At 61.5% G+C, this 13231-nt stretch carries 12 protein-coding genes; 3 read left to right on the forward strand and 9 right to left on the reverse strand.

Features of this window, described 5'->3' with window-relative positions:
• Positions 1–61 precede the first annotated feature (61 nt).
• From BLW55_RS03605 to BLW55_RS03625, 5 genes are all read right to left on the reverse strand, one after another.
• Complete coding sequence (locus BLW55_RS03605) at positions 62–535, reverse strand: DUF1203 domain-containing protein (protein ID WP_007008272.1); 474 nt, start codon at positions 533–535, stop codon at positions 62–64.
• Positions 536–656: 121 nt separating this feature from the next.
• Complete coding sequence (locus tag BLW55_RS03610) at positions 657–1214, reverse strand: OmpA family protein (protein ID WP_007008273.1); 558 nt, start codon at positions 1212–1214, stop codon at positions 657–659.
• Positions 1215–1304: 90 nt separating this feature from the next.
• Positions 1305–2159 (reverse strand): 3-mercaptopyruvate sulfurtransferase, encoded by an 855-nt coding sequence (gene sseA / locus BLW55_RS03615; RefSeq protein WP_090326751.1) that lies wholly within the window; start codon positions 2157–2159, stop codon positions 1305–1307.
• Positions 2160–2276: 117 nt separating this feature from the next.
• On the reverse strand, positions 2277–3017 hold the full coding sequence (locus BLW55_RS03620) for an alanyl-tRNA editing protein (RefSeq protein WP_425286760.1): 741 nt from the start codon (positions 3015–3017) through the stop codon (positions 2277–2279).
• Complete coding sequence (locus BLW55_RS03625) at positions 3017–4051, reverse strand: cysteine synthase A (protein ID WP_090326758.1); 1035 nt, start codon at positions 4049–4051, stop codon at positions 3017–3019. Before BLW55_RS03625 ends, BLW55_RS03620 begins: the two co-directional genes overlap by 1 nt.
• 202 nt (positions 4052–4253) lie before the next feature.
• On the opposite strand from BLW55_RS03625, the gene BLW55_RS03630 reads away from it, so the two are divergent.
• On the forward strand, positions 4254–5090 hold the full coding sequence (locus tag BLW55_RS03630; protein ID WP_007008276.1) for an SDR family NAD(P)-dependent oxidoreductase: 837 nt from the start codon (positions 4254–4256) through the stop codon (positions 5088–5090).
• Positions 5091–5160: 70 nt separating this feature from the next.
• On the opposite strand, the gene BLW55_RS03635 is transcribed toward BLW55_RS03630, so the two are convergent.
• From BLW55_RS03635 to ilvA, 4 genes are all read right to left on the reverse strand, one after another.
• Positions 5161–6375 (reverse strand): MFS transporter, encoded by a 1215-nt coding sequence (locus BLW55_RS03635; RefSeq protein ID WP_090326760.1) that lies wholly within the window; start codon positions 6373–6375, stop codon positions 5161–5163.
• 398 nt (positions 6376–6773) lie between these two features.
• Positions 6774–8135: a DEAD/DEAH box helicase gene (locus BLW55_RS03640; protein WP_025030150.1), complete on the reverse strand. Its 1362-nt coding sequence runs from the start codon at positions 8133–8135 to the stop codon at positions 6774–6776.
• Between the two features lie 280 nt (positions 8136–8415).
• Entirely contained in the window at positions 8416–8952 is a 537-nt protein-coding gene (locus BLW55_RS03645) for a DUF1697 domain-containing protein (protein WP_090326764.1), read from the reverse strand.
• Between the two features lie 9 nt (positions 8953–8961).
• Complete coding sequence (ilvA, locus tag BLW55_RS03650; protein WP_007006963.1) at positions 8962–10248, reverse strand: threonine ammonia-lyase IlvA; 1287 nt, start codon at positions 10246–10248, stop codon at positions 8962–8964.
• Positions 10249–10381: 133 nt separating this feature from the next.
• Between ilvA and BLW55_RS03655 the strand changes: the two genes are divergently transcribed.
• Complete coding sequence (locus BLW55_RS03655) at positions 10382–11839, forward strand: TrkH family potassium uptake protein (protein ID WP_025030148.1); 1458 nt, start codon at positions 10382–10384, stop codon at positions 11837–11839.
• An 86-nt stretch (positions 11840–11925) separates the two neighbouring features.
• Entirely contained in the window at positions 11926–13107 is a 1182-nt protein-coding gene (locus BLW55_RS03660) for an alpha/beta hydrolase (protein ID WP_007006965.1), read from the forward strand.
• Positions 13108–13231: the final 124 nt, after the last annotated feature.

Raw genomic sequence — 13231 nt, forward strand, 5'->3', positions numbered from 1 at the left:
TCCAACGTTGCCCGCCGGAAACGGCGGGCTTTTTTTCGAGAGGCGTTCGGTGTGAGTGCGATCAGGCCCGGTCTATGCGCACCTGGTAGCAGTTGTATTGCGCGGAACGCATATGCAGATAGGCAATATCTTCACGCTGCAGGAGTTCGTGCGCCCGCGTACAGATATCCTGTTTTGGCGTCACCGCTCCCGTACCGTAGACGATGCGGTCGTCATGACCGTAGCCGCGCAGCAGCCACTCCGTGCGGGCACGAAACAGCGCGGGCATGACATCGCTGTCCGGCGCCCGTTCGCATTCCTCCGCACACAGGAAAACCGGCCCGGTCTCGGCATAGGGCTGGGTTTGCGGAAACGGCCGATACGCCAGGGTAAGATAGGGCGTGCCCTCGGGTACCGAACGCAGGCAATGGCGACAGGGAACACCGCTGCCGTCCGATAGTCTTCGTTCGGGCTTCATCCCATAGGCATCGGGCGCGCCATTGCGAAAAGCTTTCGCTTCATCGCTTCCCATGGCCACAAACTTGATCAATCCCATGACTGGTCTCCTTCAAAGCTGATGGAGACCAGTTTGCCTGCCGGAACCGCAGCTTCCACCCGATTCCGGCCAAATTCCCCCTGTCAGCGCCCAATTCCCCTGTCAGCGCCCAATTCCCTCGTCAGCGAAGGAAATCGTCGATGCGCCGCAGCGTGACGCGCCGGTTGCGCCAGTTCTCATGGGGCGTGGGCACCAGAAGAAACTCCTCGCCATAGCCCACCGTTTCCAGCATGCGCGCGGGCACGCGGAACTCCCGCACCAGAACGCGCCGCAGCGAAGCGGCCCGGCGCTCGGACAGCTGCTGGTTATAGCCGAAAGACCCGACCGCATCGGTGTGTCCTTCAAGAAGCACCACTGTTCCCGGCCGGCGGCGACGCAGCCGATGCAGCGCATCGGCGATCTCCTCCACCTTGCGGAACTGCGAATAGGGTATTTCGGCCGAATCGAAGCCGAAATTGATCGCCTGAATGTCAATCGAGGGCGCCCGGCGGCGCAGGTCCGGCCGGCGTTTCAGTTCGCGCACCGTCACCCGGTCCTGCGGGCGCACGCGCTGCGCCGGAGCAGCTTCGAGGCTCCGCTGGATGCGTGACGCCGAGGGCATGGAAGATTGCGCCATGGCCGCACCCGGCATCAGCGATGCCGCGATGACTGCGCCCAGCATTTGACGGCGGTTCAGCATGGAAGGCTCCTTTCGGGAAACGGTTCGTCGATTGCCCGCATCTTCATGCGGTGCGGCTGAATTGACGATGAACGCGCCGTTGCCCCGCTTTCAGCTTTCCCTGCCCGTCGCCACGGGAGTGTCTTCGCGTCCGCCCCATTCGCTCCATGAACCGTCATAGAGCCGGTTATTTGTATGTCCGACCGTTTCCAGCGCCAGCGTGATCACCGCTGCCGTCACGCCCGAACCGCACGACGTCACCACAGGCCGGTCGAGATCAAGCCCCGCCTGCGCGAACAGCGCCCGCAGGTCCTCCGGCGCAAGAAGCCTGCCATCGCGCGAAAGCGCCGAGGCCGGCACATTGCGTGCGCCCGGCATGTGTCCGGACCGCATCCCTGCGCGCGGTTCCGGATCTTCGCCCGTAAACCGGCCCGCCGGCCGCGCATCGGCAATCTGCGCCGATCCGTCCTCGACAACCCCTCGCACGGCCTTGATGTCTGCGACGCGCGTATCATCGAATGAGGCATTGAAAACCGTGGGCGCAATCCTGGTTGGCTCGTTTGTCAGCGCCCTGCCCTCGGCCCGCCAGCCATCGAGACCGCCCTCCAGCACCCGCACATCCTTTGCCCCCATCACCCGGAACATCCACCACACGCGCGGCGCGGAGAACAATCCCGGTCCGTCATAGACGATGATGGTATCGCTCTCCGAAATCCCCATCGCGCTCGCATGACGCTGAAAGGTGGCGGCATCCGGCAAGGCATGGGGCAGGTCGGAATCTGGATCCACCACCGCGTCCTGATCAAAAAACACGGCACCGGGGATATGCCCCGCCTCATACTCCGCCTTCGCGTCCCTGCCCTGCGCCTGCAGATACCAGGACGCATCGACAATGGAGAGACCGGGCTGGCCAAGCCGCTCCTCCAGCCACGCGGACGAAACAGTAAAAAGGCTGGTCTCGCTCATCTGATCCTCGCAATCCTGGAGCACTTTGCAGTCAGGTAGCAGCACCTGACATCCGCATGAATGCGGAAAAACAGACAGACTGAGCGGAGCAACGTTTCCATGAAACGAGGAACCGCTCTAACTCGCCGGCAATGAGCCGAAACGAATGCGGAAGCGACGGTTCTCCCGCCCCTTCTTCTCGATCTTTCCGATATGAATCTCTCCCACTTCGGCAGTGCTTGCCACATGCGTGCCGCCGCAGGGCTGGCTGTCGACAACCGCCTCCTCGCCGATGCACACGAGCCGGATGCGTCCTGCCCCCCGCGGCGGGCGCACATTCTTCGATTTCACCAGGCCGGGATTGGACTCCAGTTCTTCCTCGCTGATCCACCGCGTGAAAACAGGATGGTTCCCGTTCACCAGTTCCATCAGCCTGATGGTGACGTCTTCCTTGGTGACATTCGCATCCGGGAGATCGAAATCCACCCGCGAATCCGCCTCGTTCACGGAGGCGCCGGTGATCGGAAACGGACAGATAACGCTCAGAAGATGGCAGGCCGTGTGCATGCGCATAAGCTTGAAACGGCGCTCCCAGTCGATCGCCAGCTGAAGCGTCTCGCCCAGTTCAGGCAGAACCTGCTCGGCTGCCGGAACGTGGATGATCTCATCCTTCGTCTCGCCCGTCACCGTCGCCGCGATCTCGATGGTCGAACCGTCTTCGCGGGTAAGGCGCCCCGTGTCGCCCGGCTGACCACCAGACGTGGCATAAAACATCGTCCGGTCGAGCAGGATGCCGCCGCGATCGTTGATGCCCACGACACGCGCCGCTCCATCCCGCAAATAGGCATCGTCACGAAAAAGCGCTTCCGTCTGCGCCATCAGGCCACCTCCTCGAATGGAACGTCGATTTCCGGCGTTCTTTCCATCCAGCCGGGCACCGGCAGGCCTTTTTCACGCAGGAAGGACGGATTGAACAGCTTGGACTGATAACGCGTACCATAGTCGCACAAGAACGTCACAATGCGATGCCCGGGTCCGAGTTCGCGTGCCAGGCGAATGGCGCCGGCAATGTTGATTCCTGACGACCCGCCGAGGCACAGCCCCTCCTCCTGCACCAAGTCGAAGACGATCGGCAGCGCCTCCTCATCCGGTATCTGATAAGAAAAGTCGGGTGCAAACCCGTCCAGATTGGCCGTGATGCGCCCCTGCCCTATGCCTTCCGTGATCGACGTCCCTTCAGACTTCAGTTCGCCATCGGTGTAATAGCTGAAGAGTGCTGCCCCCATCGGGTCGGCAAGCGCCACCTTCACATCCTTGTTTTTGTGGCGCAGACCTTCCGCAACGCCGGCAAGCGTGCCGCCCGTGCCGACAGCCGAAACGAAACCATCGACCTTTCCGCCCGTCTGTTCCCAGATTTCGGCTGCCGTCGTTTTCACATGGCCTTCGCGGTTGGCCACATTGTCAAACTGGTTCGCCCAGATGGCCCCGTTCGGGTCCGATTGTGCGATCTGTTCTGCAAGGCGTCCCGAAACCTTCACATAGTTGTTCGGGTTCCTGTAGGGCACGGCCGGAACTTCGATCAGTTCGGCTCCAAGCACCCGGAGCGCATCTTTCTTTTCCTGGCTCTGGGTTTCAGGGATGACGATCACAGTACGATAGCCCAGCGCCTTGGCAACGACAGTCAGGCCGATGCCCGTATTCCCTGCCGTCCCCTCGACGATGACGCCGCCCGGCCTCAAAAGCCCTCGCTTTTCCGCGTCGCGGATGATGAAGAGCCCTGCACGATCCTTCACGGACTGGCCCGGATTCATGAATTCGGCCTTGCCGAAAATCTCGCAGCCTGTCTCCTCCGAGGCCCGCTTCAGGCGGATCAGCGGGGTATTGCCGATGGCATCCACAACCGAGTTTTTCATGGCGTCCTCTTTCGATTTTTGCGGAGGTTAGAAAGCCCGCCCGAGGGTTGCAAGGAGGGATTTTTCACAACGGGCCAAAAGCGCGCAAAGCTGTCGCGTATTGCATGGCAAAGCGAACCTTTTCGGTGTGTACTGTCCACAAGGTGCTTTTCTTCGCGCCGACCGCCCGATAAACCTGCCCCAGAACTGGAGAGGGATTGGAATGGCGCTTTACCGGGCCAGTCCACAGGATGGCGTTGCATGGATCACCGGTGCCAGCACCGGGATCGGGCGTGCGCTCGCCATCCGCCTCGCCCGCAAGGGCTACACGGTTGCAGCCACCGCACGTGCAGAAGACGGCCTCTCCTCCATAACGCGGGAGGCAGAGCATCTCGACGGTCGGATTTTCGTCTTTCCCTGCGACGTGATGAACGAAGCTGCGATGGAACGCACCGTTTCCCAGATCGAAAAGAATCTCGGCCCCATAGCCCTCGCCGTGTTCAACGCCGGAACCTATCTGCCGGTGCGCGGCGACCGGCTGGAAACAACCAACTTCGTCCGCAGCTATCAGATCAACGTGTTCGGGACGCTGAACGGGCTTGTGCCGGTCTCCGACCGCATGCGCGAGCGCGGTTTCGGGCAGATCGCGGTCATGGGGTCGGTCACGTCGTTTTTCGGCATGCCGTCAGCCGCTGCCTACGGGTCGACAAAGGCTGCCTTGAACAATCTTGTCGAGGGGCTGCGCTACGATTTCGAAAAACTCAACATCCGCACCCAGATCATCAATCCGGGATTTGTCGCCACACCGCTCACCGACAAGACAGATTTTTCGATGCCCGCGCTTCTCACCGCATCGGAGGCGGCCCGCCGCATTGACAGAGGTCTTCACAAAAGCGGTTTCGAAATCGCTTTCCCAAAGCGCCTTGTCTGGCCGCTGAAATTCCTGCGCCTCTTTCCGGCGTCCTGCATATTTCACATTATGTATCGCCTGACAGGCTGGAACAGGCGCACCCTCGGGCCACGCAGGAAAACAGGGAAAAGCGCCCGGGCCAGATCCTGACCCTGGAGCATTTATGCGGAAATACAGACAGATAGCGTGGAGCGGCGTTTCCGTAGGACGGTGAAACGCTCTAACTGCCGTGCGCGCGCTCCATCTCAGGCGGTGCGTCTTTGCAGACCAGGTAGATGGCCAGCGAAAGAGCGATCAGGAAAGCATAGAAAATGAACAGGGTCTGATATGCGGCCACCGGATCACCCGGCACGGTGGATGCCGACACGACACCGCCCGTCAGAAACTGCATCACGCCAGCGCCTCCCACGGAAAAGAAGTTCAGGAGGGTCACACCGCGCCCCGTCAGATGGGCCGGCACAAAGGCCCGGCCATGCGCCATCAGCAGGCCATAACTCGCGCCGCACAGACCGATGACGACGAGCACCACCGTGGTCGTGACGATTGAAGACACGGGCACAACCGCCAGAATCAATATGGCGAAGAGACCGATGAGATTGCCGCCGACCGCCACCCATTTGCGTGTCCGGAAAAAAACATCCAGCGGTCCATAGACAAAACTGCCCGCAGACATCGCAAGAGCCATGAACAGCGTCGCCTGTCCGATCATCAGCGCGTCCGCACCGTAGACATCGGCAAGATAGGGGCCTGCCCAAAGGCCGCGAATCCCCGCAGCCGGTGCATAGTTCAGCGCGGTCAGAGGCAGGATAGGCCAGAGCACGCGAAGGCTCAGAAGTTCACGGTAGCCATTGAACCCGAGCCCCTTTTCCCGCTCGCTCTCGCCTGCCGGTTCGGGGTCGCGCACGAGAAACTGGATGGCGATGCCGGTCAAGATCGTGAAGAACGCCAGGCCACCCATGACGCTCCGCCAGCCAAATGCTTCCGCCGCCGCCGCCATAGGCGCAGAGCCCACCACATTGCCAAGCGTGCCGAAGGCGATCAGCCAGGAAATCAGGATGGTGAGCCGCCCCGCCGAAAAGGACTTTGCAAAGATGAAAACAGAGGCCATCAATACGGCGGAACAGCCGGCGCCGTTGAGCGCCATGGCAAGAATGATCGTTTCCGGCGTTGACGCAAAAGCGAACATCAGCGCTCCGCCCCCACCGCAAACCGTCAGCAGAAACGCTGCCGTGCGGCGCGGGCCATAGCGGTCGAGTGAAACACCGACGACGAACTGCATCAGGGCGAACACGACGAACCACGCCCCCGAAGCCATGGAGAGCTCCGCCTTCGTGGCGCCCAGCTCGGTTGTCAAAGCCGGTGTCAGAACAGCCAGAAACGACCGGTAGAATTGCGACAGGACATATCCGATCGCCAGTGCCGCAAGACCGATCATCGTTTCGCCATGTCCTCCCGCTCTGGCAACAACGCCAGACAGTTCTGGCCTAGGGTCAGGACCCATTAATATGACCACAATGGCGATCGGTAGACCAAGAGATGCAAGGAAAAGCCTGCAGAGCGGGGTCCTTCCCCCGGTCAAGGGGTTTGACGTGGCAGCTCGCCAGTCTATCGAACGTCCTTCGGATCGGCCTGATTTGCACGGCCTACTTTGTCGCAAGACCTTGAAAGACATGAAGTCTTCCTGTGGTCTTGCTTCGCGTATCCGCACAAATCAGGCCGACCATTGTGGTCATATTAATGGGTCCTGACCCTAACGGAACGGACGACCGGCGACAATTGGGCCAGACCGGCCTATCGGCCGATCAGCTCATGTCGAAAGCCCGGAAATGAAGCTTATGCAGCGCGTGCGCCGGGTCGCCTGTTCCGGTTCCGGCGCCGACGGCGAACAGGCTTGTCCCCCTCATTCTGCCGCTGCTCGGCCTGTTGCTGCGGTTTCGCAGCGGGCCGCTTCGGCTTGCGGTTTTCACCGCCCCTGGAGGGCTTTGGCGCATTGCGGCGCTCGCCAGCGTTGTTGGCGGGGGCCGGACGCACCGGATCGGGTTCCGATGTATGGTCCGCCGTCACCGGCAGCCGCATGCGGATGATCTTCTCCACCGCCTTCAGCTTGTCGGTCTCGCCGGGATCACACAGGGTCACCGCCTCGCCCGAGGCCCCGTTTCGGCCCGTGCGTCCAATGCGATGCACATAGCTTTCCGGCTGGTCCGGCAGATCGAAGTTTACCACGTGGCTGATGCCTGGAACGTCGATCCCGCGCGCCGCAATATCGGTCGCCACGAGAATGCGCACCGATCCATCACGAAAGCCGTTCAGCGCGCGCTGGCGCGCATTCTGCGACTTGTTGCCGTGAATGACCGCAGCCTCGAACCCGTCACGCTCAAGGTCCCGTGTCACGCGGTCCGCGCCATGTTTGGTGCGCGCAAACACGATCACTGAACGCATGGCCTCGTCGGCCAGCATGTCGGAGAGGATCTTGCGCTTCTGCTTGGTGCGCGCCATCACCAGATGCTGGGTGATCTCACCGGCCGTGGTCGACTGTTTGGCGATCTCCACCCGCAGGGGATCGTTGAGCAGGCTCTGGGCAAGCCCTTCCACTTCCTTCGGCATGGTTGCCGAGAAGAGTGCCGTCTGGCGGGCCGGGTGCGTGGCCCGCGCGATGCGGCGCACATCATTGATGAAGCCCATGTCGAGCATGCGGTCGGCCTCGTCGAGCACCAGCCAGCGCGTCTCGGCCAGCGAAAGCTCGCCCGAGCGCACGATGTCCGTCAACCGGCCCGGTGTCGCCACCAGAATGTCAACGCCCTGGGCAAGGCGCTTCACCTGGCTGTTGCGGGAGACCCCGCCCAGGACCAGCGCCGTGGCCAGATGCGCGTGGCGCGAAAGTTCACGCACCACATCGTCGATCTGAACCGCCAGTTCTCGCGTCGGACACAGGATCAGCGCGCGCGCGGTCTTGCGCACACGTTTGGAGCCGAGCGCGATGATCTGCGAGAGAATGGGCAGCGAGAAGGCTGCCGTCTTGCCCGATCCGGTCTGCGCAATGCCCAGCACGTCGCGCTTCTCCAGCATGGCCGGAATGGCTTTTTCCTGGATCGGCTTCGGGGTCACAAACCCCACGTCTTCGGCCGCCTTCAACAGCGCGCCTGAAATTCCCAGTTCTGCGAAACCGATCTGTTTCGCATTGTTGTCATTGGTCAATTTACAATCTTTCCCATGCCGGCGCCCGCAGGCGCCGCAAATGATATGTGGCAGGGCGCAACCTGCCGAATAAATGTTTGGATGAACGACAAGACGACGGGGGTGCCCCGTGCGGCTGCGCTGTCGCGCCGGCGATGCCGGCTTAAGCTCTCGCCCGCAGGCGATGGCTTCAGACGCAACCAGTCCCTTTAGAAAGCCGGCATTGCCGACCCATGCGTCTCGGCGTCATATGGGATATCTGCCGGCAAAGTGCAATCGCTAATTTGTGCGACGCAACCGCTCACCCATCACGGGCAAGCCTTCTGAGCGCCAGCATGCTGCGCCAGTTGCGGCCGGTCATCTCCAGTTTCAGGGTTCGCTCCATCCTGGGCGCGAAGCGCGACTGCCCCATGCCATCGGGTGTATAGAGATTGAGCGTGCGCCCGTTGATACGAAACTCTTCCGTGCCAGTCGCCAGTGCCTTGAGCGCTTGCACTCTTTCAAGTTCAGGTTCGCGTTCCATCGCATAAACATGCACACAGGTCGGTGCATTCTCGGCTTGCGGAAACGGGTTGCCGGCGATCATCGCCTCCCATTCGTCGAGGCTGCGCACCATGATCGCCTTCTGGAAGCCCATGCGCGTCTTCGCGAGGTCGGAAACGCGCCTACGCACATCCTCTTCACCGGAGGTCGCCGTCAGCACGGCGTTGCCGCTGTTGATGTAGGTCGCTACCCCGGAGAAGCCACCCTCACCCAAAACCTCTCGCAACTCCTTCACGGGCAGCTGTGTTGCACCACCCACCCCACGAAAGAGCACAATGAACCGCGTTTTGGACACTTTCGCCCCTCAGATGATCAGTCCCGCAATCGTATCGTTGTCTGTTATGTCCTGATAGGCCCAGCCGGCCGCGTCAAACCGCCCTGTCAGAACATCGAAATTGGCACGGTTCCTGGTCTCGATGCCAATCAGAACCGAGCCGAAATTCCGCGCCGACTTCTTGAGATACTCGAACCGCGTGATGTCGTCTTCCGGTCCCAGAAGGTCGAGGAAATCGCGCAGGGCGCCGGGGCGCTGCGGGAAGCGGAAGATGAAGTACTTCTTCAACCCTTCGAAACGCAGCGCCCGTTCCTTCACGTCCGGCAGGCGCTCGAAGTCGAAATTCCCCCCCGACACAACGGCAATCACCGTGCGCCCCTCAAGCTCCTTCGGCGCAAAATCCTTCAGCGTGTCGATGGCCAGTGCTCCCGCCGGCTCCAGCACCACGCCCTCAATGTTCAGCATTTCGATCATCGTCGCGCACAGCCGGTTTTCCGGCACGAGATGCACGGCATCGGCGTCAAACGTCTTGAGATGCGAAAACGGCGCCGCGCCGATCTCGGCCACCGCCGCCCCGTCGACGAAATTGTCCACCCTGTCGAGCCGCACCTGTCGGTCCTGCACCAGCGCCTGCTGCAGGCTCGCCGCCCCTTCCGGCTCGGCAAAGGCAAAGGAGCCCGCTTCCCCACTGGCCGTGAGATAGCGCGTCACACCGGAAGCAAGACCGCCGCCGCCCACCGGCAGGATCACCAGGCTATCGTCCATGCGCGCACCGTCGAACGCCTGGATCTGCTCGGCAATCTCGCGCGCCACCGTTGCCTGCCCCTCGATGATGTCGGAGTGGTCGAAGGGCGGCACCATGGCGCCACCGCTCTCCTCGGCAAACGCCAGCGCGGCCCTGTAGCAATCGTCGAAGAAGTCGCCGATCAGCCGGATCTCAACGAAATCTCCGCCAAAAATACGCGTTTTGTCGATTTTCTGCTGCGGCGTCGTCACCGGCATGAAAACGACACCCCTGCAGCCAAAATGACGGCAGACATAGGCAAATCCCTGAGCATGATTGCCGGCTGAGGCGCAGACGAATGTACGCCCTGTCCCGCCCTGCGCCATCGCCTTGCGGAAGAAATTGAATGCGCCGCGAATCTTGTAGGATCGGACCGGCGTCAGGTCCTCGCGTTTCAGGAAGACCCGCGCCCCGGTCTTCTTGGAGAGATAGTCGTTCTCCTGAAGAGGCGTTTCGGCAAACAGCGACCGCAGCGCGCCAGCCGCCTCTGCCACCGCGTCCACGAATTCGCTATCACCCGATGCTGCACTCATGCTCTCTTGCCTATCCAGTCCTTGTGTCCTACGGGCTATTGCATATCGGGGCGCGGGACGCCACTCTCGCGCCAGGGAGGGGGATCGCTTCCCGAACAACAGACGCTTTTCTGAGCAGCCTGAGGTTCAGTCCTTGCAATATCTCGCTGTACGCGCCGCACTGCACATTGCGGCGGTCTTTGCCATCTATCTCTCGGCCGCCATGCTCATCCCGGCAGCCGTGGATCTATATTACGGCAATGACGACTGGCAGGTTTTCGCCTTTTCCGCACTCTTCACCGGCGGGCTCGCCATCGGCGTATCACTTGCCACCCAGGGGCGCGCGCCCGTCATCTCCTCCCGCTTCGGCTTCCTTGTCGTCAATCTGTTGTGGATGACGGCCTGCATCGCCGGCGCCGTCCCGATGCTTGCCTCTTCGGTGGAGTTCAGCGTCGCCGATGCATTTTTCGAATCCGTCTCGGGCGTCACGGCGACAGGTGCAACGGTGATCGTCGGCCTCGACAGCATGCCGCCGGGCCTGCTCGTCTGGCGCTCCATCCTGCAATGGATCGGCGGCCTCGGCGTGATCGCACTGGGCCTCTTCGTCCTGCCGTTCCTGAATGTCGGCGGCGTTTCCTATTTCCGGATCGAATCCTCGGACATCGAAGATCGCCCCTTCGACCGCTTCTCGACCTTTGGTCTGGGTCTCATCAGCATCTATTCCCTGCTCACGCTCGCCTGTGCCATCGCTTATGCTGCAGCCGGCATGCGCGCCTTCGATGCGGTCAACCACGCTCTGACAACCATCGCAACGGCGGGCTTTTCCACCCACGACGCCTCCATGGGCTATTATGCCGACAATCCGGCGGTGCTCTGGATCAGTACGCTCTTCATGTTCATCTCCGCGCTGCCGTTCTCCATCCTGATCCTGTTTGCGATCCGCGGGCGGCTCGATGCCCTACGTGACCCGCAAATCCGTGTTTTCGCCGGTTACGTGGTCGTGTTCGTCCTTGCCGTCGCCGTCTATCTGCGCATCGTCCACGACCACACATTTTTTGACGCCCTTACCCATTCGGCGTTCAATTTCGTGTCGATCATCACCACAACCGGCTATGCCAGCGACGACTATTCGCAATGGGGCGCCTTCGGCGTCGCCGCCGCGTTCGTTGCCATGTTTCTCGGCGGCTGTTCGGGTTCCACCACCGGCGGCATCAAGGCGTATCGCTTCCTGATCCTGTTCAAGCTTCTGGCAAACGGCCTGCGCCGGTTTGTCTACCCCAACACGATCGTCACGGTCCGCTATGGCGACCGGCCGGTGGATGACGACCTGCAACGCGCCGTCGTTCTGTTCATGTCGGCATTTCTGGTTATCTGGGCGGTCATCATCCTGCTGCTTGCCGCCACCGGGCTCGATTTCGTGACCGCCATTTCCGCCGCGCTGACCGGGCTGACCAATGTCGGCCCCGGTCTTGGTCAGGTCGTTGGTCCCGCCGGCAGCTTTGCGCCGGTTCCGGATCTTGCCAAATGGATCATCGCCTTCGCGATGCTGATGGGGCGGCTGGAAATTTTGGCGGTTCTCGTCATCTTCACGCCGGTTTTCTGGGAAAGATAGCCTTCCATCCGCAAGCTCTTTCCTCTTAAAACAAATGCCGGGCCACACGCTGGCGGTCCGTGAGCCACGAACAGGGTCGTTGTAGAATGCCGTTCCACAAGTTTCAGCATCTGTTCGTCCTTCTCCTTGTTGCGCTGATTGCCGGCTGCGCAAATCCGCATCCCTCGCGTCTGATCGCTGAAACGATTGCGCCTGCACGCGCGGACCAGATTGCGGGAACTCACGGCATTTTCATTGCCACCAACCGGATGCAGGCGGAGAAGCCGGGTGAACTCTTTGCTGGTGGACGTGCGCCCGATCCGGCATTCGCAAAGGTGGAGATCACCGTTCCCGCCGTGCACGAAACCGGCAAGATGGAGCTTGCTCCCAATCCCAGGGTTGCCGATCCGGCCCGTTATTTCGCCGCCCGCCGCGCCATTCTCTTCGCCGGGGAAAACGATTTCGAGACTGCGCTCAGGAACGATATCGCCGCGCATAGCGGACGCGCGCTTGTGTTCATCCACGGCTACAACACCGGCTTCGACGAAGCCGTCTATCGCGCCGCGCAGATCTTTCACGATTCAGAGTATACGGGTACGCCGATCCTGTTTTCCTGGCCGTCAGCCGGCCGCACGATCGATTATGTCTACGACAGCAACAGCGCCACATCGGCCCGCGATGCGCTGGAAGGAACGCTGCGCACACTCGCCCGCGCGGGAGCCCGGCGCATCGATGTGGTGGCGCACTCCATGGGCAGTTGGGTCACCATGGAGGCGCTGCGCCAGCTCGCCATTTCCGGCGACCGCGATCTCGGCGGAAGGCTGGCCGACGTCGTTCTCGCCTCGCCCGATATCGACATAGACGTCTTCAAGGGACAGATGCGGCGCTATGGCGTGCCGGAGCGCCCCTTTGCCGTCCTCACGTCGCAGAACGACCGGGCGCTGACACTGTCCGGCTTTATCGCAGGCAATCAGCCCCGGCTCGGCGACTATCGCAATGCAGAAGATCTCACGGGCCTCGGTGTAACAGTCATCGACGTGACAAAGGTCTCTTCGGGCGACTGGCTGAACCACACGAAGTTTGCCGAAAACCCCGTTCTCGTGCGCCTCCTCGGCGAGCGTCTTTCAAGCGAAGGCGAGTTGAACGAAGGCAATGAGGATGTTGTTGTCGGTCAGGTCGAAAACCTGGTCCGCGGGCTCGGGCAGACATTCGGCTCGGCGGCCGACATCGTCATCACCACACCGCTCAGTGTGATCGAACTCGCCACCGGCCAGGGACGGCGGCGCTGATTTCCTTCACCTGGGGCACCGGATGCATCGGACCGAAAAGCGATATCCGGCTTTCGGGCTATTCCGATGCTCCATCAATAACTTAGAGTGGCCTCTGTGCGTCCGGTGAACAACTTCCTGAAAG

The organism is Nitratireductor aquibiodomus (assembly GCF_900105565.1).
Taxonomy (GTDB): domain Bacteria; phylum Pseudomonadota; class Alphaproteobacteria; order Rhizobiales; family Rhizobiaceae; genus Nitratireductor; species Nitratireductor aquibiodomus.